General features: G+C 43.0%; 13 protein-coding genes. All 13 read left to right on the forward strand.

The genetic code is table 11. From position 1 onward, the window contains the following. The first annotated feature begins 31 nt into the window (after window positions 1-31). Window positions 32-2860: a 2-oxoglutarate dehydrogenase E1 component gene (locus tag HJG39_RS13445; protein WP_268409821.1), complete on the forward strand. Its 2829-nt coding sequence runs from the start codon at window positions 32-34 to the stop codon at window positions 2858-2860. Between the two features lie 9 nt (window positions 2861-2869). Next, on the forward strand, window positions 2870-4357 hold the full coding sequence (gene odhB, locus HJG39_RS13450; RefSeq protein ID WP_268409823.1) for a 2-oxoglutarate dehydrogenase complex dihydrolipoyllysine-residue succinyltransferase: 1488 nt from the start codon (window positions 2870-2872) through the stop codon (window positions 4355-4357). Between the two features lie 159 nt (window positions 4358-4516). After that, a complete protein-coding gene (sucC, locus tag HJG39_RS13455; RefSeq protein WP_268409825.1) occupies window positions 4517-5683 on the forward strand; it encodes an ADP-forming succinate--CoA ligase subunit beta in 1167 nt (388 codons plus the stop codon). Beyond that, window positions 5683-6555: a succinate--CoA ligase subunit alpha gene (gene sucD / locus HJG39_RS13460; protein WP_268409827.1), complete on the forward strand. Its 873-nt coding sequence runs from the start codon at window positions 5683-5685 to the stop codon at window positions 6553-6555. The genes sucC and sucD overlap by 1 nt, the downstream gene beginning before the upstream one ends. Before the next feature lie 618 nt (window positions 6556-7173). Then, window positions 7174-9969, forward strand: coding sequence for a TonB-dependent receptor (locus HJG39_RS13465; RefSeq protein WP_268409829.1), 2796 nt, complete (start codon window positions 7174-7176; stop codon window positions 9967-9969). 132 nt (window positions 9970-10101) lie between these two features. Continuing rightward, on the forward strand, window positions 10102-11604 hold the full coding sequence (locus tag HJG39_RS13470) for a tryptophan halogenase family protein (RefSeq protein ID WP_268409879.1): 1503 nt from the start codon (window positions 10102-10104) through the stop codon (window positions 11602-11604). Window positions 11605-11691: 87 nt separating this feature from the next. Further along, window positions 11692-14151 (forward strand): glycoside hydrolase family 31 protein, encoded by a 2460-nt coding sequence (locus HJG39_RS13475; RefSeq protein WP_268409831.1) that lies wholly within the window; start codon window positions 11692-11694, stop codon window positions 14149-14151. Beyond that, a complete protein-coding gene (gene pulA, locus HJG39_RS13480; protein WP_268409833.1) occupies window positions 14144-16993 on the forward strand; it encodes a pullulanase-type alpha-1,6-glucosidase in 2850 nt (949 codons plus the stop codon). The genes HJG39_RS13475 and pulA overlap by 8 nt, the downstream gene beginning before the upstream one ends. 113 nt (window positions 16994-17106) lie before the next feature. Further along, entirely contained in the window at window positions 17107-18951 is a 1845-nt protein-coding gene (locus HJG39_RS13485) for a hypothetical protein (protein ID WP_268409834.1), read from the forward strand. Between the two features lie 104 nt (window positions 18952-19055). Beyond that, window positions 19056-19751 (forward strand): ABC transporter ATP-binding protein, encoded by a 696-nt coding sequence (locus tag HJG39_RS13490; protein WP_268409836.1) that lies wholly within the window; start codon window positions 19056-19058, stop codon window positions 19749-19751. Beyond that, on the forward strand, window positions 19745-21070 hold the full coding sequence (locus HJG39_RS13495; protein ID WP_268409838.1) for an ABC transporter permease: 1326 nt from the start codon (window positions 19745-19747) through the stop codon (window positions 21068-21070). Before HJG39_RS13490 ends, HJG39_RS13495 begins: the two co-directional genes overlap by 7 nt. Before the next feature lie 15 nt (window positions 21071-21085). Beyond that, a complete protein-coding gene (locus tag HJG39_RS13500; protein ID WP_268409840.1) occupies window positions 21086-21946 on the forward strand; it encodes a cation diffusion facilitator family transporter in 861 nt (286 codons plus the stop codon). 88 nt (window positions 21947-22034) lie between these two features. Further along, window positions 22035-23546: a thymidine phosphorylase family protein gene (locus tag HJG39_RS13505; protein WP_268409841.1), complete on the forward strand. Its 1512-nt coding sequence runs from the start codon at window positions 22035-22037 to the stop codon at window positions 23544-23546. The last annotated feature ends 14 nt before the right edge of the window (window positions 23547-23560 follow it).

Here is a 23560-nt window from a genome sequence, read left to right on the forward strand (position 1 = left end):
TTAAAATCTATTTGTTTCAAAAGGGCAAACGATGCACGAAAGCGTGATGAGAGCGTGGTGGGAATCTTCCCACATGGCCGGTGGTAACGCTGCTTACGTAGAAGAGTTATACGAAGCTTATCTTGAAGATCCACAAAGCGTTAGCGAACAGTGGAGAAGTGTCTTTGATAAATTGCCGAAGGTCGATGGTGTGGATATTGAAGCCAACCACAGCGACATTCGCGCTCACTTCAAAGCGCTGGCTGAGAAAGGAATTAGAGCCCGCGTAGCCTCTTCAGGTACAAGTAGTCAGCAATCTACCGAATCCGATCAAAAACAAGTTAAAGTCTTACAGTTGATTAATGCCTTCCGATTCCGTGGGCACCAACATGCCAATCTAGATCCACTTGGATTATGGAAGCAAGAGCGTGTTAGAGATTTAGAACTGTCTTTCCATAATTTATCAGAACAAGATTTCCATAGTGTATATAACGTAGGGTCTTATGCGGTTGGCCAAAGCCAAATGAGCTTGGGTGAATTATACAAGTCGCTAAACCGTACCTATTGTAACTCTGTTGGCGCAGAGTACATGCATATCACGAATACCGAAGAAAAGCGCTGGATTCAAAAATACTTGGAAGGGGCTCAGGCAACACCAAATTTTGACCGCGAAACAAAAGTAAAAATATTAAAAGGATTGATTGCAGCAGACGGCATGGAAAAGTATCTGGGAGCAAAATTCCCAGGCGCGAAGCGCTTCTCTCTAGAAGGGGGAGACGCCTTGATTCCGATGCTTAAAGGCTTAGTGGATCATGCTGGAAACTATGGCACCAAAGAAGTTGTTGTCGGTATGGCTCACCGTGGTCGTTTGAATGTCCTCGTCAATGTTATGGGCAAAAACCCATCAGTGCTATTTGATGAGTTCTCTGGCAAACATGATGAATCACTTGGTATGGGTGATGTGAAGTATCACTCAGGCTTTTCATCAGATTACGCAACCGATGGTGGAAACGTTCACTTAGCGCTTGCCTTTAATCCATCTCACCTAGAGATCGTCAATCCGGTTGTTATGGGATCGGTTAGAGCACGCTTAGACAGACGTCAATGTGAAGATGGTTCGTTAGTTCTTCCTATTACAATCCACGGCGACTCTGCAATTGCTGGTCAGGGTGTTGTTCAAGAAACGTTCAACATGTCGCAGACTCGTGGTTTCAAAGTGGGCGGTACAGTTCGTATCGTTGTCAATAACCAAGTCGGTTTCACTACTTCAAAAACAGTTGATACTCGCTCTACGCAATACTGTACCGATATTGCTAAGATGGTTCAGGCGCCAATTTTCCACGTTAATTCAGATGATCCTGAAGCAGTGTTATTTGTTTCCCAGATGGCTTTAGATTATCGCAACACGTTTAAACGCGATGTCGTTATTGACTTAGTTTGTTATCGTCGACACGGTCACAACGAAGCTGATGAGCCTAATGCAACACAGCCGTTGATGTATCAAAAAGTCAAAAAGCACCCTGTTCCACGTCAAGTTTATGCCGATCAGTTAATCGCGGAAGGCACAATTCAACAACATGAAGTTGAAAAACTAATTAGTGAATATCGTTCTGCGTTAGATCATGGCGCGTGTGTTGTTCCTGAATGGCGTCCGATGACTGAAAATTCTGTGGATTGGACACCTTATTTGGGCCATAACTGGAGTGTACCTTATAAAGGTGCAGTGTCGGTGGCCGAATTAAAACGTATCGGTCAAGCAATCTGCTCTTATCCCGAAAATTTTAAGTTGCAATCTCGGGTCCGTAAATTGTATCACGATCGCGAACTTATGATGAAAGGCGAAAAGCCGTTAGATTGGGGCGCAGCAGAGACACTTGCTTACGGAACCATTCTTGAAAACGGTCATGATGTTCGTTTAACAGGACAAGACAGCGGACGTGGTACCTTCTTCCACCGACATGCTGTATTGCATAATCAAGATGATGCCGCAGAATATATGCCTCTTAAGCATATTAGCGACAACCAAGGCGGTATCGAAATATACGATTCCGTTCTTTCAGAAGCCGCTGCGATGGCGTTTGAATTTGGCTATGCCACTGCTGAACCACGTACTTTAGTATTGTGGGAAGCGCAGTTTGGTGATTTTGCAAATGGTGCACAAGTCGTCATCGACCAATTTTTATCATCGGGTGAACACAAGTGGGGTAGATTATGTGGCCTTACATTATTGTTGCCACATGGTTATGAAGGACAAGGCCCAGAGCATAGTTCCGCGCGTCTAGAGCGTTTCTTGCAGTTGTCTGCCGATCAAAACTGGCAAGTTTGCGTACCGTCAACGCCAGCACAAGTATATAACATGCTTAGACGTCAGATTGTGCGTCCAGTGCGCCGTCCGTTAATTGTTATGTCTCCCAAGTCATTACTGCGTCATCCTCTTGCGGTTTCTTCTTTGGAAGAATTAGCAGAAGGGCGTTTCAACGAAGTGATTGATGAGGTTGATGATATAAATCCAGCAAACGTGAAACGCGTTGTGATGTGTTCTGGAAAAGTATATTACGATTTGCTTGAGCAACGTCGTAAGAATGAACAAACTGATGTCGCTATTGTGCGCATCGAACAGCTTTACCCTTTCCCTCATGAGGAAATGAAGAAAATTGTTGATAAGTATCAACATGTAACAGATTGGGTTTGGTGTCAGGAAGAACCTCAAAACCAAGGAGCTTGGTATTGCAGTCAGCATCACTTTGTTGAGGCCATTCCAGAAGGGGCGAAAGTGAAATATGCAGGTCGTCTTGCATCATCTTCGCCAGCGGTAGGTTATCTGGCAGTTCACAACCAACAACAAAAAGCGGTTGTTGCCGAAGCACTAGAGTTAAAATAAAGGAAGACCATGACAATTGAAATTAAAGTACCGGTGTTGCCGGAGTCAGTAGCCGACGCCACTGTAGCAACTTGGCACGTCAAGGTTGGTGATAAAGTATCTCGCGACCAAAACTTGGTAGACATCGAAACTGATAAAGTCGTGCTAGAAGTCGTAGCACCTGGCGATGGCGTGATTGCTAGCATTACTGGTGCAGAAGGCGACACAGTATTAGCTGAACAAGTTATTGCCCTATTAGAAGAGGGTGAGGGTGCGGCAACAGAAACACCAGCAGCCGAAGAAACTCAATCTAAACCGAGCACAAAAGGTGAATCCGTGGACATTAAAGTACCAGTCTTGCCTGAGTCTGTAGCGGATGCAACCGTTGCAACATGGCATGCTCAACCTGGCGAAGCTGTTACTCGCGACCAAAATTTAGTAGACATCGAAACTGACAAAGTCGTGCTAGAAGTCGTAGCGCCTGCTGATGGTTCATTAAGTGAAATTTTGGCCCAAGAAGGCGAAACCGTTACAGCTGAGCAAGTGATTGCCAAATTTGTAGCGGGTGAAGCCGTTGCCGCTCCTGCCGCTGCGTCAGCTTCTGACGATAGCGACTCTGATGAAGTATTATCACCTTCGGTTCGTCGCTTACTTGCTGAGAAAGATATCGATCCTTCTAAAATTCGAGGCACAGGTAAAAACGGTCGTATAACCAAAGAAGATGTAGAAGCACATCTTAAAGGTGGTGACAAGCCAGCGGCTTCGGCAAATGCCAATGCAACTACAGTTAATTCTCAAATTACAGACTCAGTTGCAGAGCGTAGTGAAAAACGCGTACCTATGACGCGTCTTCGTAAAACGATTGCGACTCGTTTGTTAGAAGCGAAAAACTCAACGGCAATGTTAACCACGTTCAACGAAGTTAACATGAAGCCAATCATGGATATTCGCAAACAGTATCAAGAGTCTTTTGAAAAGAGACACGGTGTGCGTCTTGGTTTCATGTCTTTCTACGTTAAAGCCGTAGTTGAAGCACTGAAACGTTATCCTGAAGTGAATGCATCAATTGACGGTGATGACATTGTTTATCACAACTATTTCGATATTTCGATGGCGGTTTCAACTCCTCGTGGTTTGGTTACACCAGTATTGAAAGACTGTGATCAACTTGGCTTAGCTGAAATCGAAAAGGGCATTAAGAGCCTTGCAATTAAAGGTCGTGACGGCAAGTTATCGATGGCTGATTTGCAAGGTGGTAACTTCACTATCACAAATGGTGGTGTATTCGGTTCGTTAATGTCGACGCCAATTATCAATCCACCGCAAAGTGCCATCTTGGGAATGCATAAAATCCAAGATCGCCCTATGGCGGTAGATGGTAAAGTAGAAATCTTACCGATGATGTACCTAGCCTTATCTTATGATCATCGAATCATTGATGGTAAAGAATCGGTTGGATTCTTAGTAACAATTAAAGAGATGTTGGAAGATCCAACTCGTCTTTTACTTGATGTGTAAGCGCAATATAGGTTGCAATTAACACGTTTAGTGTGGAAGCCCGCTAAGGCAGTTTAGCGGGTTTGTTCAAGGGAAGAACAGAAATACAGTGAATCACTGTGCTAGCAGAGAAAGCCGTAAAAAGCGGCAGGTTTTTCATCTAATAACGGAAAAAACACCATGAATTTGCATGAATATCAGGGTAAGCAGTTATTCAAAGAATACGGCTTACCTGTTTCTGAAGGATACGCAGCAGATACTCCTCAAGGTGCTGTTGAAGCGGCTGACCGCGTCGGTGGTAATGAGTGGGTTGTTAAGTGTCAGGTCCACGCAGGTGGCCGTGGTAAAGCCGGCGGTGTAAAACTGGTTAAGAACAAAGAAGACATTAAAGACTTTGCTCATAACTGGTTAGGTAAGAACTTGGTTACTTTCCAGACTGATGAGAATGGACAGCCAGTTAGCAAAATTTTAGTTGAGTCATGCACTGATATTGCTAATGAGTTGTATTTAGGTGCTGTTGTTGACCGTACTTCAAGACGCGTTGTTTTCATGGCGTCTACTGAAGGTGGTGTGGAAATTGAAACAGTTGCTGAAGAGACACCAGAGAAAATTTTGAAGGCTGAGATCGATCCAATTGTTGGACCTCAACCTTACCAAGCACGTGAAATGGCGTTCAAACTTGGCCTTGAAGGCGTTCAAGTTAAGCAATTCACAAAGATTTTCCTAGGTCTTGCGAAGATGTTCGAAGACTTAGACGTTGCACTTATCGAAATTAACCCGCTTGTTATTAAAACAGACGGTGACTTGCACTGCTTAGACGCGAAAGTCGCGATTGATAGCAATGCAATGTATCGTCAACCTAAGTTGCAAGACATGCACGATCCTTCGCAAGAAGACGCGCGTGAAGCTCATGCAGCTCAATGGGAATTAAACTACGTTGCGTTAGACGGAAACGTAGGTTGCATGGTTAACGGTGCAGGCCTAGCAATGGGTACGATGGACATCGTAAACCTACATGGCGGAAGCCCTGCTAACTTCCTTGATGTTGGTGGTGGTGCAACTAAAGAGCGCGTTGCTGAAGCATTTAAAATTATCTTATCCGATGACAATGTTAAAGCCGTTTTAGTTAACATTTTCGGTGGTATCGTACGTTGTGACATGATCGCTGAAGGTATTATCGGTGCGGTTAAAGAAGTTGGTGTTAAAGTACCCGTTGTTGTTCGTTTGGAAGGTACAAACGCTGATTTAGGTCGCGATGTTTTAGCCAACTCGGGTCTTGATATCATCGCTGCTGAATCCTTAACAGATGCAGCTCAGAAAGTTGTTGCAGCTGCGGAGGGCAAATAATGTCAGTTTTAATTAATAAAGACACAAAAGTTATCTGCCAAGGCTTCACTGGTGGTCAAGGTACGTTCCACTCTGAGCAAGCTATTGCATACGGCACACAAATGGTCGGTGGTGTAACACCGGGTAAAGGTGGTACTGAGCACTTAGGTTTGCCTGTATTCAACACCGTTCGCGACGCAGTAGAAGCAACAGGTGCAACAGCGTCTGTTATCTATGTGCCAGCGCCTTTCTGTAAAGACTCAATTGTAGAAGCGGCTGATGCCGGTATCGAGTTGATCGTTTGCATAACTGAAGGTATCCCAACGCTAGACATGCTTTACGTTAAAGAATACGTAGAAGCTAAAGGCGTTCGCATGATTGGTCCAAACTGTCCGGGCGTTATCACTCCGGGCGAGTGTAAGATTGGTATCATGCCGGGTCACATCCACTTACCGGGTAAAGTTGGTATCGTATCTCGTTCTGGTACGTTAACTTATGAAGCCGTTAAGCAAACTACGGATGAAGGCTTTGGTCAGTCAACATGTGTTGGTATCGGTGGCGACCCAATTCCGGGCTCTAACTTCATCGACATTTTGACAATGTTCCAAGAAGATCCACAAACAGAAGCCATCGTAATGATTGGTGAAATTGGTGGTACAGCGGAAGAAGAAGCAGCAGCGTTCATTAAAGAAAATGTAACTAAGCCTGTTGTTTCTTACATTGCAGGTGTAACGGCTCCTCCGGGTAAACGCATGGGCCATGCTGGTGCAATTATCGCAGGCGGTAAGGGTACAGCTGATGAGAAATTTGCAGCACTTGAAGCAGCAGGCGTTAAGACTGTTCGCTCTTTGGCTGACATCGGCAAAGCATTAAGAGAAGCAACAGGTTGGTAAGCTAACCGTTGTTTTCATGGAAAAGCCAGTCAAATGACTGGCTTTTTTGTGCCTAAATCATGCTCAAATTACTATTCAAATTTAAGGCTGGTATTAACATATTATTTACAACGGTAATCCTAGCTCCCTTTCTAACCAAAACTAAGCTCAAAAACTTAAAATACCCTCGGTCAAAGTAAGCATTTTCCCATATATAGACTATAATACTACCCGCAAAGAACGCAGTATTCGTCGACTTTTCATAGTGTTAGGTAATTAAAGCCGAAAATTTTAATACCTCCGAAATATACAAAATGTCAGTTTTGCTTTGCATAATATGCACGGATTTATGTTTGATGCATAAATCAGTTTCTAGGATTGTAAATATCTATAAAACAGTATGTTACGATTTTTTAGGGTGAAATATATTCACTCTTTGGATTGTTGCATTTGTGTTAACTGAATGTTCATTGTAGGTAATGAATACGTATGCAATCAGTTGTCAGGCTAGAAAGCCAAACGTTAATATCAGTCCATTGCGTAAAATAGGCCAAAAAATTCAATTCGCCTTCAAAAGCAATATAAAAACAAAACAATCCATGCAGTTTTTGTTTTGGAAACAATACACGGGAAAACACGATGTTAAAATTTAATAAGAACATACTAGCTTTGTCGGTCGCGACTGCTGTAGCAGGTCTGCCCGCACTGGCTCAAGACACAAGTTCTGAAAACACTGAAGTGATTCAGGTGACAGGGATCCGCGGCGCGCTACAGCGTGCGCAAGCAATAAAAATGGACGAAACTTCTATTGTTGAAGCTCTGTCTGCAGAAGATATTGGTAAACTTCCAGATACAAGTGTTGCAGAGTCGTTAGCAAGATTGCCCGGCTTGGCAGGTGAGCGTCGTAACGGTCGAGTTAGTGGTTTATCCGTTCGTGGTTTTAACGAAAACTACATCGGTACATCTTTTAATGGTCGTGAACTTTTGGGGATGGGGGACAACCGTGGTGTTGAATTTGACCTTTATCCTACAGAAATCGTTTCCAGTATTGTCGTTTATAAAACACCAGAAGCCGGATTATTAACACAAGGCTTGGGTGGTACGGTTGATTTAAGAACCGTTTCTCCATTAAATGCAGATTCAACGTTAACCTTCAATGGAACGTACGAAAAGAACCAAGAAGATGCATTCAACCCTGATTTTGATGATGATGGTCATCGCTTCTCCCTTAACTACGTAGAGAAGTTTGCAGATGACAAATTAGGCGTAGCATTAACATTTGCCACTATGGAATCACCTCGTCAAGAAGAGCAATTCCGCGGCTGGGGATATACCGATGCAGATCCAGCTTTTGCTGCGGAAGGTGTTGATGTCCCAGAAGGCACACAAATTCTAGCGGGTCATGATTCCTATGTGCGTTCAGCTTTACTAGAGCGAGATTCCTACGCAGCGATTATCGAATATGCTCCCACAGACAACCTAAAACTCCAACTTGATGCGTTATACATCGACTTTGAAGAGAATGATGTTAAGCGTGGTCTAGAAGAAGGCGGCCCAGTGTGGGGTGGCGTAGATTATACAATCACAGGCGTTGAAGATGGCCTAGTGACATCAGGTTATCATGCAGGCTTCCCTTCAGTGGTACGCAATGATGCGCGTAAGCAGGAATCTGATTTAACCGCTTTTGGTTTGAATATTGAGTATCAAATCAATGAAAACTGGACAATCGTCGGTGACTTCTCAACTAGCGAAGTTGAAAAAGATATTATCGATATTGAAAGTTACTCAGGCGCAGGTCGTTTCGGCACAACAGACACAATAGCCCCTCGTTCATGGGTTATGACAGGGAATGGCGCACTCTATGGCGCGCATCCAACGCTTCCAAGTGTCGATTTAACCGATCCAAATCTAGTGCGCTTGGCAGGGACCAACGCATGGGGTCATCCTCTGATTGGCTCGGATGCACAGGATGGTTTCGTTAACAGACCTAAATTTGAAGAAGAACTTGATAGCTTCCGTTTATCAGTTAATGGTTTTGTCGAGTGGGGGATTTTCTCGAAGATTGATTTTGGCGTTAACTATTCCGATAGAAACAAATACAAAATCAATAACGGCGCATACTTAACCGCACCTGATTATCCGAATGATGTTCCCATTCCAAATCCATTAGGTACAGTTGACCTTGGCTTTATCGGTATCAACGGTGTTATCGCCTATGACAGCTTAAGCTTAGTTGAAAGCGGCTACTATACAGAAACCGATGCTGCATTAGTGCAAGCAGATCGCTTGGGTGATACCTATTCTGTTGATGAAGAAATTTACACTTACTTTGCGAAGTTAACTATCGATACTGAAATTGGTGGCATCTTCGTTAAGGGTAATGTTGGCCTACAAGTGGTTGATGTGGAGCAAAGTTCAGTGGGCTTCTTCACGTTAGCGGGTAACGACGAATTCGGTACAATTTCAGCAACACCTGTCAGTGGTGGTGCGGATTACACCGACGTATTACCGACCTTGAACTTAAGTTTTGAAATTGCTGAAGATCAATACATTAGAACCGCGCTTTCTAAAGTCATGAGCCGTCCTCGTTTGGATGATTTACGTCCAAATGCACAGGTCACATTTAGCTTTAATGATGATCAAATCTTATCATCAGATGTCGAGAATAGCCCTTGGGGAGGAAGCTCTGGTAACGCAGAATTGGATCCACTTGAAGCAAACCAATTCGACATCGCTTATGAAAACTACTTCGCTGATGACGCCTATTTCTCAGTTGCTTTCTTGTATAAAGACTTGAAAAACTGGCACCGCGATCTAAGTATCGAACAAGACTTTAGTGAATTCTACCGTCCTGATCTTCACCAAACCTCTGATGGGCAGGCTCCAGTATTGTTAATTGGTAGCCAAACAAGCGTACTGGATGGTTTTGAAGGCTTTGTTCGTGGTTGGGAATTCCAAACCAACTTGCCTCTGCATCATGTTCATGAGTCGTTGGAAGGCTTTGGCTTATTCGCCAGCGCAACCTATATGGATGGTGAACTAGAGGCACGTCCCGACATCGGCTTAGAAACAGGTCGTATACCGGGCTTATCAGAAGAACTTTACAGCTTGACTTTCTACTATGAAAACCAAGGTTTTGAGTTCCGTGTATCGGGTACAAAACGTGACGATTTCTTAACAGAAGAACGTGGCGTAAGTTTGGCTTTAGTTGATGCAACAGACCAAGGTAGTGAAATTTGGGATGCCCAAGTTGGTTATGACTTCAGCGAGTCAAACATCGAATGGTTACACGGCTTACGTGTAACACTTCAGGCTCAAAACTTAACAGATGAAGATACTATCCAAAACAACGGTAGTGGTGATGACAGACAAATCACCAAGTTCCAGCGTTTCGGTAGAAACTTCTTGCTAGGCTTTAATTATTCTTTCTACTAAGTTCGAGTAAATTCTCCGTGGCAGGCTGTTATGCTAGCAGCTTGTCACAAGTCTTTATTAAAAAGTAAAACCCCGAAAACTTTTGAACGTGATTCAAAGTCCTTGGGGTTTTTTTGTAGGTATTTAAAAGTGATGAACCAAGTCAAAAAAGTCGTCATTGTAGGTGGTGGTACGGCAGGCTGGATGTCTGCTGCATTATTGAAAAAAGTCATTGGTCCCGTTATCGATATTGAGCTGGTTGAATCTGAACAAATTGGCACAGTCGGAGTAGGGGAAGCCACTATCCCGCCCATTCAAAATGTGAACGCGGTATTAGGCATTAATGAAGCCGAATTCTTAAAAGAAACACAAGGCACCATTAAGCTTGCCATCAAGTTCGAGAATTGGCGCACACAAGGAGAAAGCTACTACCATACCTTTGGGGCTGCTGGAAAAAGCTTCGCGTTTTGTCATTTTCATCACTTTTGGCGTCGAGCAAATATGCTGGGAGAGCCTTACAGCTTTTGGGAGTATGACCTTAATTACTTATGTGCGGAAGCCGGTAAATTTGCCAAAATTAACGCAAAAGACCCAATACTCGATCTCGATTACGCCTACCACTTCGATGCTTCTTTATATGGGCAATACTTACGAAAACTCAGTGAGAAAATGGGGGTTGTTCGCACAGAAGGACTCATCGATAAGGTTAAACAAGATGAAACAAGCGGCTTCATTACCGCCTTAAAGCTCAAAGATGGCCGCGAAATCACAGGTGATCTTTTCATTGATTGTTCTGGCTTTAAAGGATTACTGACTCAACAAACATTAGGTACAGGTTACGATGATTGGAGCCATTTACTCCCCTGTGACAGAGCCTTAGCAGTGCCTTCAGAGCGTTTCGAAAACACCTTACCCTATACCCGATCCATCGCTCATAAAGCCGGTTGGCAATGGCGCATTCCGTTACAGCATCGAAATGGCAATGGACTTGTGTATTGCAGTCGATATTATTCCGATGATGAAGCCGCAGACTTATTACTTTCTAACTTAGAAAGCAAAGCTACAGGCGATCCAAGTCTCATTCATTTTAGAACGGGACGACGACGTAAACAGTGGAATAAAAATGTAGTTGCGGTTGGCCTGGCAAGCGGTTTTCTAGAACCATTAGAGTCCACGAGTATTCATTTGATTCAGACCGCCATTGTCCGCTTAATCCATTTATTTCCGCATCATGGTATTTACCAATCCAATATTAAAGAATACAACAAGTTATCTAAGCTAGAGTTTGAACAAATACGTGATTTTCTAGTACTGCATTACCATGTCAATGAACGCCAAGATAGCCAGTTTTGGAAAGACATGCAGCAACTCGAAATTCCAGACTCGTTGCAGCAAAAAATCCAACTATTCAGAGAAAGCGGGGCTTTGTTACGTGATCAAAACGACTTATTTTCAGAGTCCTCTTGGTTACAAGTTATGATGGGACAGGGAATCACACCTAAAGACTATCATCCCATTGCCGAACAACCTTCAGAAGCCGCCTTAAAAGACATGCTGGCGAGCATACGTAAAGTCAAGCTGGACCCAATAGCAAAATTGCCAACCCATGATGCATTTTTGCAGCAATACTGTGCCAAACCTAATAATTCAAAGTAAACAATGACAAAAAATAAGCTGAGATTAGCAACACCTGCTCGCCATTCTTCCATAACACACCGGTTCAAGGTTTTTACCGTAAATGCTTTGAGCTCATTGATTATTGTCTGTCCTATAAGTCATGCAAAAACCTTTGAAAGCTATCAACTGGAAAATAACCAATTAACTGTCCTACTTGATGAAGCTAATATTCAGTTTGCGCCAGTGAACTCGGCAACGATCGAAGTTAATTATACGCGTGCAGATATGAAGTCTTTGCCTTCATTTGCATTAGCCGAGGCACCACAAGATCGTTCTTTTACACTCACAGAAGGCGCAAATACACTGACTTTTGCAAGTGCCGAGCTGATTGTTGAAATTACAAAATCGCCTTTTTCTGTGGCTTACTACAAAACCGTGAATAAAGATAAGGCGGGAAAGGGTAAGCAATCAAACACAAATAAAAAGAGAATACTGCTTTCCCGTCATAACGGCGGCTTTTTCCATCATGATGCCTTACGCGGCGTGCGCTTTGCCTTGCAAGCAAACGAAAAAATTCTCGGTGGAGGCCAACGTGTGATGGGGATGGATCGTCGAGGAAAGCGTCTGCCCTTGAACAACAAAACCCACTGGTCCTACACAGACTATTCCGATGGTATGTATTATTCGCTATCCGGGATTATGTCGTCAAAAGGTTACATTATTGCTTTTGATAACTCGGCCAAAGGGCACATGGATATTGGTGCTTCCACCTCTGATGTTTTGCAGTTTGAAGCGGTAGCTGGGCGCAACGCTTACCTCTTTTCTGTTGGTGATGATTATTCCGATCTTATCAACAACTTTACCGATGCCACTGGCAAACAACCTTTACCGCCACGTTGGGCTTTAGGCAGCTTTGCATCCCGCTTTGGTTATCATAACGAAGCAGAAGTCAGAAATGTGGTTACGGAATACCAAAAACAAGACTTCCCACTGGATACCGTCATTCTCGACCTTTTCTGGTTTGGTAAAGACGTAAAAGGGCATATGGGCTCGCTGCAATGGGATACCTCAGCCTTTCCTAATCCCGACAAAATGCTACAAGACTTTTCCTCTCAAGGCATAAAAACCTTATTAGTAACAGAACCTTACATTATTCAAACCTCCAAAAATTGGGAAAATGCAGTCGCAGCAGAAGCGTTAGCAAAAAATCCCGCAGGCGGAGTTAAAGAAATTGACATGTTTTTCGGTCGAGGCGGCTTGGTTGATGTCTTTTCTGAAAAGGGACGAGATTGGTTTTGGCAGTTTTATCAGCAACAATTTGAACAAGGTGTTGCTGGTGTTTGGGGCGATTTAGGCGAGCCAGAAGCGCACCCCGACGATACCATTCATGCCCTTGGCAGCGCTAACAGCGTACATAACGCCTTTGGGCATCAATGGGCAAGCTTAATTCACGAAAATTACCAAGAACAGTATCCCAATAAACGCCTATTTTTATTGATGCGCTCAGGCTTTTTGGGCTCACAACGTTTTGGCATGATGCCATGGACGGGCGATGTTTCCCGCTCTTGGGGGGGACTCGGTGCACAAGTCGAGTTATCGCTACAGATGGGCATCTTGGGATTGGGTTATACCCATTCTGATTTAGGTGGCTTTGCCACTCATGAAGTGTTCGATGCCGAGCTTTATATCCGTTGGCTGCAATATGGCGTATTTCAGCCAGTCTATCGTGTTCATGGCTTTGAGAGTGTTGCCCCAGAGCCAATTTTTCATGATGAGCACACCAAAAATATTGTGCGTGATTACATGAAATTGCGCTATCGAATGCTGCCTTATAATTACACGCTCGCCTACGAAAACAGCGTATCTGGCATGCCTATGATGCGCCCGTTGTTCTTCGACGAAGCATACTCAAGCAACTCAAGTCATCACGGGTCAGAAAGCAGTGCGCAAAAACTGGCACAAGCAATAGACTATCGCACGGGGTATTTCTGGGGGGATGCATTTTGGATTGAACCTGTCATCGCCGCTCACCAACAAACGCAAACCACCTTTTTGCCGGAGGGCATTTGGTTTGATTTTTGGCAGGAGCAACTTTTCCGTGGGGGCAAATACGTAACCATACCCATAAACATTCAAACCTTACCCGTGTGGGTGAAAGCGGGCAGTTTTGTGCCTATGATTCAGCCGATTAATAACACGGAAGCTTATGATGGCGCGCAAGTGGAGTTGCACTACTACCATCACAAAAGCGTTGAATCAGCAGAAGGGCAATGGTACGAGGATGACGGTAAAGATGCTAAAGCCTTGGTACACAATCAATACCGTTTATTTAAGTTGAGTGCGAAAACTACACCAAACGAACTGATGTTAACGGTTAACAGTATTAGCGGAGGCTATGTTTCTGAGCCTAAGCAACGCAGCATCACATGGGTTGTACATCAAATCTCGAATAAACCCAGTGTGGTAACGCTAAATAACCAACCAATTTCATTTACTTATGATGAAGAATCTAAGCAATTATCCGTTCCTGTTAAGTGGCAAGCTGATCTCGCTAATCGTCTAATAAAGGTGAAAATTGATGTATAAATTAACGCGACTTTCGTTGTTAGCATTACCCGTGTCACTATTGTTATCGTGCCAGTCGGCAACTAATGTCAATTCAAATACAGATACAGCGTTGTCTTTAAATCAGTTGTCGACGTTGTCATTTCCGAGTGTTAACAGTAGCGACTTTTCCGCGCATTGGCTTAAACCCGACCTTATCCTATTACATTCCAAGGCGGAAAAAGCTTGGTTGGTTAGTTCCACTAACGCACAGCTTGATGAAGATAAACAGGGCCAAGGAACGGTGTTAAAACCCACTTCGATTCCGAGCGATATAGCGAAAAAATACCCACATCTTTCTGACTTTCATGCATATTCCATTTCATTACCACAGCACGCAGTTAAAAGCCTATTAAAAACTCAGCTTGCGGTGGTGACTGAAAATGCTCAAGGTCAACGAGAACACATGGCCTATGTCCAACATTACGGCGTGCTCGATGCCTTATACACCCAGAAAAATCAAGATGCTGATGAGTTACGCTATGGCGCGTTTGTCGCCAAACCAACATCCTCAGCGCATTCAGCGATAACCTTCCGGCTATGGGCACCTACCGCAAAACAAGTGTGGGTAAATGTTTATAGCCAAGACAAACGTTTGCTCAAACAGTTGGCATTGCAAGAAGATAGTCAAACGGGAGCGTGGTCAACGACCACCGAACAAGTCAAATTAGGCGATTATTATCGTTATCAGATTCAGCAGTATCACTATCAAACGCAAGCCATCGAGCGTATCGATGTGACAGATCCATATTCGTTGAGCTTGTCAACAAATAGCGAATACTCTCAAGTTGTAGACTTGAATTCGCCAGAAACCGCACCAGAAAATTGGTTTTCACATCAATCACCCGTACTTTCTCATCCAGAAGCTCAAATCATTTATGAAACACATGTTCGTGATTTTAGTGCCGCGGAGCGGGCATTATCTAATGAAAAGCATCGGGGAAAATACAAAGCATTTTTAGACACTAACTCCTTTGGCGCCAAACACCTCAAATTACTCCGTGAGTCGGGTTTAAATGTAATTCATTTATTACCTACGTTTGATATTGGTACGGTAAATGAAGATCCATCACAAGTCATTTTCCTGTCGGACACGCTAGTCAAAGCCTGTGAAATTGTACCGCAAATGGGGCTATGTACCGAAACTGCAAGCTATCAAACCAGCCTCGAAGAGATGCTTCAGCGGCTCGACCCGTTATCCGCGAATGCACAAACCATTATTGAAAAAATTCGTCAACACGATCCCTACAATTGGGGTTACGACCCTTACCATTATACGGTTCCAGAAGGGAGCTACGCAGTGAATCCTGAAGGCTCTGCGCGCATCGTCGAATTTCGGGAGATGGTTCAAGCCATACACGAAAAAGGCTTCCGTGTCGTGATGGATGTGGTGTACAACCATACCTACGAAGCGGGGCTTAAGCCTAAGTCTGTTCTCGATAAAGTGGTACCACAATATTATCATCGCCTGAATCCGGTCAGTGGTGCGATTGAACAGTCTACTTGTTGTGATAACACCGCAACGGAACATCGAATGATGACCAAGCTGATGATCGATTCTCTAAAAGTGTGGGCGAAAGATTACAAAATAGATGGTTTTCGCTTCGATTTAATGGGACACCAACCCAAAGCAACCATGTTAGCCGCGCGCGAAGCAGTGCGTGAAATCGACCCCGACACCTACTTCTACGGAGAAGGTTGGAACTTTGGTGAGGTTGCCAACCATGCTCAATTTGAGCAATCAACTCAACTGGCTTTAGCGGGCACGGAAATAGGCACATTTACCGACAGATTACGAGACGCTGTTCGTGGAGGCTCTTCTTTCGCCAGTGGTGACGACATTCGCGCCGGGCAAGGACTTGGCAACGGCCTTTATGTTTATCCGAATGAGCTGCAAGCAGGAGCGGATGCCAGCGCAGTTAAACACGAATATGAGTTATCCATGGATCAAGCTCGCATTGGTTTAACCGGAAACTTAGCAAACTATCCGCTAATCACGGAAGACAACCAAGAAAAGCGCGGCAGTGATATTGCCTATGGAAGTGCGCCAACCGGTTATGCCCTCGATCCTGCGGACAGCATTAACTATGTTTCCAAACATGATAATCAAACCTTGTGGGACAACAACCAATACCGCATTCCTTTTGACGCTACACCAGAAGAGCGGGTTGATTTTCAATTGTTGTCGCTAGCGTACCCGTTATACGCACAAGGCATTCCCTTTTTGCACATGGGTAGCGAATTGCTGAGATCAAAGTCTTTCTTGCGTGATAGCTACGACTACAATGACTGGTTTAATCGTGTTGATTACTCAATGCAGTACAACAATTACGCAAAGGGTTTACCGCCTAGCGTTAAAGACAAAGATAACTGGCCTTTAATTCGTCGTTTATTAACGAACAATGAGGGTAGGGACAAGGTCACTGCTGAACATATTGCGGCCGCACGTTCTCGTGTCTTAGACATGATTAAAATCCGCTCGTCATCGCCGTTGTTTTCTTTACCCGACGAGGCGTCGATACTGAAACGAGTGAGCTTTCACGATCATCGTAAACGAGATGGTTTAATTGTGATGCAAATTAGTGATAAAGCACCGCTTGACAATATTGATCCGAACTACGAGCAAATCTTGGTTATTTTTAATAATACACGGGAAGATATGACGTTATCCGTGCGCGGAGTGAATCATTATCAGTTGCATCCAATATTGGCTAAAAATCCAAATACACCGAAGCCCCGGTTATTAATTGGCGACGTTGTTTTAATGAAAAAATTATCAGTGAGTGTGCTGGTTATCCCAGAAAGAAAAAGGTTAGGTAACTAAAAAAACCAAACCTTTATTTAATCCATGTTTCTTCAAAAAATCATATTGTCACAATGATACTTGTTAGCTAGCTTTAATAATAATTGATCTTAAAATATGAAGAATGTTGAAACATGGCTCGCTCTATTACAGCCGAAAATAATTACCGCGACAAAGCGGCACATGAATTTGAATTTTTGTATCAGCCTATACTTGATATGGAAACAAATCAGATCAACGCCGTTCAGGTGTCGCTAGTCAATAGTGAAGCATCAGAAATTGCAATAACAGAACATAACGAAACCTCTTTTGTTCACGCTTTACTGGATTCAATATCGCTTGTTAAAAAATTAACAAATGTTCAACGCCATATTTCTTTAGTCATTGAAGCCAACGGATGCATAGTTAATCAAGAAGCCATTACAGAAATAAGTCATGCCATAAGCACTTATTTAAAACAGCTGAAAATGGATGCTAATCAGGTATTTTGGTTGATAAATTCACAATCAAGCAATGCATTTATCGAAAGCTCACACCAGCTTTCAGAGCACATCGGTTTTAATTTGCTCTATGGTGATGTTGAGATCCCCAAAAAAGAATATTTATCTGAGCATAAATGTTTTAAAACCTGCGCTTATGATTTTAAGTTCGACTTACAATCAGAAAATATCCCTAATATTTCCTTAGCTCATTCTCCTGATAATATTTCCGTCTTCAATATCAATAATTTGATGAAGAGTTTGCCAAAAAATCAATTTGACGGTGAAGCAAGAATATTGACCAGTTATAAAAGTGGGAAACGCCAAGATCGGCGGTTATTTTATTACTTTCCTAAAATGGCATTTCTTGAATCCAAAGAGTTACTCTCGGAATTACGTTGGATAATGGGGTCAATTTCAGAATTAATTGATATTTTAAAACAACAACGCCCCGTCATTTTAATTTTTGCTTCGGATCATCAAAGCCTACCGCATTTGACCCAGAAATTAAAAAGTGATTTTGATAGTTGTATTTTTATAGAAACAATTGACGAACTGAAATCATACGCCGCAAGCGCTGACGTTTTAATCACACTTATCGATGAATTTGACCTCATAGAAGCCATGTATCGCAGCCTTGGGCAACTACCCGTTATTTTCTTGGAAGACTCCACCTCTCAAACCCATTCTTACAGTAAATCAATCGGTAAAATTGCTTCATTCGATATGTTCGATTTAGAAAATTCATACCAGCTTTTTTTATCGCGATTGATTAGTAAAGTCGGATTCAAACAAGAGCTAACTGCTAGCAATTCAATCGCCTTAAAGAGTATGGAGCAAGCGTCACAATATGGTGCCGTTGTGGAATACTGTAAGCAGTTATTTAAGCTCGAAACCCCCGATGCCTTAATGACAAGTATTGGTCAATTCTTTGATAAACAATTTGGGCTCAAAGCCGCCATTATGTTGATAGCGAATGAACAGCGTTACTACTACTTTCATGAGCATGAACAATGTTCGCCTTTGGTGCGTAAAGTGCTGCATATTGTGCATAGAAAAGGGCGTGTTTATCAGTACCAAGACAATCGTCTTGTGTTTAATGATGACACGATTAGTATCATTATTCTCAATGCCCCCACGGATGAGGAAGGGCTCGACAAATTAAGAGATTTAGGAGCAACGGTTGTGACAATTTTCGGCGAAAAATGGAAAGAGTGCCGAGAATCACTCGCACTAAGCGCTGTGTCGAATCGGATCCATAGTATTTCCACCAATATTAGTAAGTTTACTCAGATCATGAAGGAAAAGCAGGAAAACTCGCTTAACGACTTTGAGAAGCAGATTCAAGATAGCTTCCATTCAATGGATTTTACTGCGGCGCAAGAAGAATTCTTACTCGGGCTGGGTAAAAGCATGGTAAAAACGTTAAACTTCAGCCACGAATTAAAAGCCTTAGAAAAACTAGTATTAGATGCACATCAAATTATAAAACAAAAGTAGCGTTTAAAATAACACTCATCTGTGGTTGAAACCCATAATTATCATCGCTAGACTTCACACTTTTTCTAAGTGTAGTACGCCTAAAAAAGTTAACGGAAAGCAACTTGGTATCAAACAATTCTATTGAAATTAATGACTTAGTGTTTGGTTGGGATAAGCACTTACCGCCAATAATCCATATTCCAAAATGGACAGTCAAACATAACGACAGTGTTTTCCTTCATGGTCCATCAGGGACGGGAAAATCAACTTTGTTGAATATTGTTTGCGGCATCCTCGCTCCCGATGAAGGAAAAGTGGATGTACTTGGGGAGTCAATATTTAAACTCAGGGCTAACGCTAGAGATAAATTTCGGGCACAACACATCGGTGTAATCTTTCAGCAATTTAACTTATTACCCTATTTAAATGTTCTTGAAAATATCCAGATAGGTCCTTATTTTTCATCAAAAAGAGATATAAATCCTGAATATTTAGCGTATATTCTAGAGACTTTGGAATTAAATCAGAGTAAAAATTTGCTACAAAGCAAAGCTAAAAATTTAAGTGTTGGCCAACAGCAGCGTGTTGCGGTTGCAAGGGCTTTAGTCAATCAACCTGAAATTATTATTGCGGACGAACCGACCTCAGCGCTTGATAGTGTAATGCGAGATCAATTTATCGAGTTGCTTTTCAAAACAACCGAAAAAACAGAGTCCACCATTATTTTTGTTAGCCACGATAAAGGGCTTGCAAGCAACTTCAATACATTAGTTAGCCTAGAGCAAATCAATAAAGTCGCCGGAAAAAGTGAATGTTAGTACAAATAGCAGTATCCAGTTTACTAGCACGAAAGTTCACAATGACACTAACTGTTATTTCGATTGCTGTTAGTTTTTTTGTTTTACTTGGTATCGATCATATTAAATCAGAAATGCGCCATAGCTTTGGGCGAACTGTATCTGGCGTGGATATTATTGTAGGAGCGCGAAGCTCATCCATTAATTTACTGCTGTACTCTGTCTTCCGAGTCGGAAATGCCACCAATAATATCAGTTGGAGCAGTTATAAAACGATAACAGATAAACCGAATGTGGCGTGGAGCATTCCTATTTCACTGGGTGATTCACACCAAGGCTTTCGTGTATTGGGGACAACAAACGCCTATTTTGAGCACTACCGTTATGGTAATAAACAAGTGTTATCCTTTTCAGAAGGACACGCTTTCTCAAGGCTATATGATGTTGTCATTGGTGCCGATGTTGCGCGGCAATTAGGTTATCAGTTGCATTCACCGCTGGATATTTCTCATGGTGTTGGGAAAGTGTCATTTAAGAAACACACCGGATTCGGTTTTGAAGTAACAGGCATCCTCAAGCCAACAGGAACGCCAATTGATCAAACCGTTCATATCACTTTACCTGCCGTAGATAGCATACATGGCTCTATTCCACATGGCAGCATGCATTCAACACATTCCGGCGAAGTTACGCATAACCACTCAATGCCAGACGAAGACAGCCATGAGGGTCATGAGGAAAGTCACTCCGATAATAATCCTTTGCTCAGCCAAATCTCCGCACAGCCCAAAGCGATAACGGCATTTATGTTAGGGTTAACCTCCAAAATCGCGACCCTTGGTGCATTAAGGCAAATTAATGAATTTGAGAATGAGCCCTTGCTTGCCATAATGCCCGGCGTGGCCTTATCTGAAATGTGGCAAATCATGAAAGTCGTTGAACAGGCGTTAGCCGTTATTGCTTTTTTAGTCTTAATTGCAGCCTTGTTTGGGCTAGTCACTATGCTGTTGGCTACAATGAATGAGCGTCAAAGAGAAATTGCGGTATTGCGGGCAGCCGGCGCAAGCGCATCCTTTATTGTTATTTTGATTGAATCTGAAGCTTTATTGCTAGTGTTAACCGGTATGCTCTGTGGCTTTTTGGGTTTAGTCGTTACCATGTTTGTGGGACAAGATATGCTGGCTTCTCAATTTGGAATATTTATATCAAGTGTGCCGAGTCTCACAAACCTGTTCTTTTATGTTGGACTGGTTTTGGTACTCACTTTTATTCTTGCGTTAGTGCCTGCCCTTATTTCTTATCGACGTTCAATGATTCACGGGTTATCAGTGAATTACTAAAGCAGTGGAGGTGATATGAAAGTCAGGCAAGTCCTGTTTATTGAAGGTGCTGTTAACGTTCTTATCGCCCTGATCAAATTGGTGGTTGGCCTAATGGTACAATCAACCGCGATTATTGCTGATGCAGCGCACTCTCTTACAGATGTTGCCAATAATGGGCTTGCTTATATCGCCATTCAATACTCAGAAAAACCTGCTGATGAAGATCATCGTTACGGTCATCATAAATACGAAACTCTAGCTATTTTCGCGCTTGCGATGTCGTTGGTTATTGTTGCCTTTGAAGTAATTACCAGTGCCATAGAACGCTTTAATTCAACCCCTGAACATAGCAACGTAGGCTTGTGGTTGATGGTTATTTGTATCCTCATTAATACCGCATTAACAACGTGGGAACACCATTGGGCGAAAAAGCTTAATTCGAGTTTGTTGCACGCTGATGCCAAACATACGTTTAGTGATGTACTCACCTCTATCGCCATTATTGTAGGTTGGCAGATTGCCAGTCGTGGGTATCCTTGGGTTGATGCACTTTTCGCCATTTTCGTTGCGCTTATCATTGTGTACTTTGCGTATAGTTTGTTTAAACAAGCGATACCAGTATTAGTCGACAGTACGTTTTTAGACGAAGTGAAAGTAAAAGAGGCCATTCACGCGATACCAAAAGTGAAAGACGTTGACCGTATTCGCTCTCGTTATGATGGCAAACATTTGTCGGTAGATGTGATTATTTCGGTGGAGCCTCAGCTTTCAACACAAGAGTCTCACCGAGTAGCAGATAAAGTAGAACACCTGTTGGCGACCAGTTTTGATGCTCACGACATACTTGTTCATGTTGAACCATCAACATCGAATAAGGAAAAACCGCCTCTGTGACATTGTTCGCAATATTTTGAACGCCTTATCTTGTCGAAATAATAAGATAGGGTTTTGACTAACCATTTATCAATAGAGACTCTCACACATGTCAAAACCTCATGCCCTTAAAGTGCTAGATATGGGCATCGAAACACACCATGAACCAGCTGTTTTTATCCGTAAGGATAGCCATGTGTGTAAATCAGAAGGGTTTACCGCGAGCAATTGCGTAGCGGTTTCAACTAATGGACAAACGTTGTTTGCAACATTAAATGTTGTTGAGCGCGACATTTTACCTCACGGTTATGCCGGGTTTTCCAAAGCAGCGATGAAGCGCCTAAAGGTACTTCCCGGCGATGAAGTAGAGTTTTCGCATCCACCTGTTCTGCCTTCAATGAGCTATGTGCGTAAAAAGATTTTTGGTGAAATACTCACCACCGAAGAAATTAACGCTATCGTAGAAGACATCAGTGAACATCGTTATCGCGACATTGAAATAGCCAGTTTCCTGAGTATTTGCGCCGGAGGGCGTTTGAATATGCAGGAAATTACTGACCTAACAATGGCAATGGTGAACTGTGGTAAACGTATCCATTGGGGAAAAAGCCGAGTCATGGATAAACACTGTGTTGGTGGTGTACCGGGAAACCGAACCACGCCATTAGTCGTGTCCATTGTTAGTGCTGCTGGCTTAATTATTCCTAAAACATCATCTAGAGCCATTACATCTCCGGCGGGTACGGCCGATACCGTTGAAGTATTGACCACAGTGAATTTATCCATTGAAGAAATGAAGCACGTTGTGGATAGCACCGGAGGCTGCTTGGCTTGGGGCGGGGCGGTTAACTTAAGTCCTGCGGATGATTTGCTCATCCGTATCGAACAAGCTTTGGATTTAGATGGAGAAGGTCAACTGATCGCATCTATGTTATCGAAAAAGATAGCCAGTGGTTCGACCCATGCAATCATTGATATCCCAGTGGGAGCCACGGCAAAAGTGCGTACACAGGAAGATGCCGAAAGATTAGCAGATTTGTTTTCCCATGTTGGCACGAGTTGCGGACTACAGGTTAAGTGTATCATTACCGATGGCAGTAAACCCGTTGGCAGAGGAATTGGTCCCGCGCAAGAAGCAAAAGACCTTATCGCGGTGTTAAGCGGTGATATGGATGCGCCACAAGATCTGCGAAGCAAAGGGATTCTGCTGTCGGCACATTTATTAATGCTAGCCGATGAAGAAGGGCAGTATGCCGATTTAGATGCCTGCATCGAACAAGCGACGCGTTTGTTGGATAGTGGCGCAGCTTTGACCCAGTTCGAAAAGATACTCAACGCCCAAGGCGGCATTAAGTCCATTCCAGAAGCAGAATATCAGCATACAGTATTCAGCGTTCGCCATGGGATGATTCGACAATTTGATAATCGAAAATTAGCACGATTAGCCAAATTAGCGGGAGCGCCTTTTACCCAAGCGTCTGGTTTGAGGCTGCATGCCACAGTGGGCGATACCATTGAAAAAGGCGAACCATTATTTACCGTTTTTAGCAACAGCGCTGGGGAATTGGATTATGCGTTGCAGTATTTTAAAGACAACCCAGATTTAATCACGATTACTTGAGGTTACAAAAGTAA

This window comes from Alteromonas sp. a30 (genome assembly GCF_026788005.1).
Taxonomy (GTDB): Bacteria; Pseudomonadota; Gammaproteobacteria; order Enterobacterales; family Alteromonadaceae; genus Paraneptunicella.

Excerpts from the sequence above, each read along its gene's own strand:
- HJG39_RS13465 (WP_268409829.1), top strand. The coding sequence starts at position 7,174 with ATGTTAAAATTTAATAAGAACATACTAGCTTTGTCGGTCGCGACTGCT.
- sucC (WP_268409825.1), top strand. The coding sequence starts at position 4,517 with ATGAATTTGCATGAATATCAGGGTAAGCAGTTATTCAAAGAATACGGC.
- HJG39_RS13505 (WP_268409841.1), top strand. The coding sequence starts at position 22,035 with ATGTCAAAACCTCATGCCCTTAAAGTGCTAGATATGGGCATCGAAACA.
- HJG39_RS13485 (WP_268409834.1), top strand. The coding sequence starts at position 17,107 with ATGGCTCGCTCTATTACAGCCGAAAATAATTACCGCGACAAAGCGGCA.
- odhB (WP_268409823.1), top strand. The coding sequence starts at position 2,870 with ATGACAATTGAAATTAAAGTACCGGTGTTGCCGGAGTCAGTAGCCGAC.
- sucD (WP_268409827.1), top strand. The coding sequence starts at position 5,683 with ATGTCAGTTTTAATTAATAAAGACACAAAAGTTATCTGCCAAGGCTTC.
- HJG39_RS13470 (WP_268409879.1), top strand. The coding sequence starts at position 10,102 with ATGAACCAAGTCAAAAAAGTCGTCATTGTAGGTGGTGGTACGGCAGGC.
- HJG39_RS13445 (WP_268409821.1), top strand. The coding sequence starts at position 32 with ATGCACGAAAGCGTGATGAGAGCGTGGTGGGAATCTTCCCACATGGCC.
- pulA (WP_268409833.1), top strand. The coding sequence starts at position 14,144 with ATGTATAAATTAACGCGACTTTCGTTGTTAGCATTACCCGTGTCACTA.
- HJG39_RS13500 (WP_268409840.1), top strand. The coding sequence starts at position 21,086 with ATGAAAGTCAGGCAAGTCCTGTTTATTGAAGGTGCTGTTAACGTTCTT.
- HJG39_RS13495 (WP_268409838.1), top strand. The coding sequence starts at position 19,745 with ATGTTAGTACAAATAGCAGTATCCAGTTTACTAGCACGAAAGTTCACA.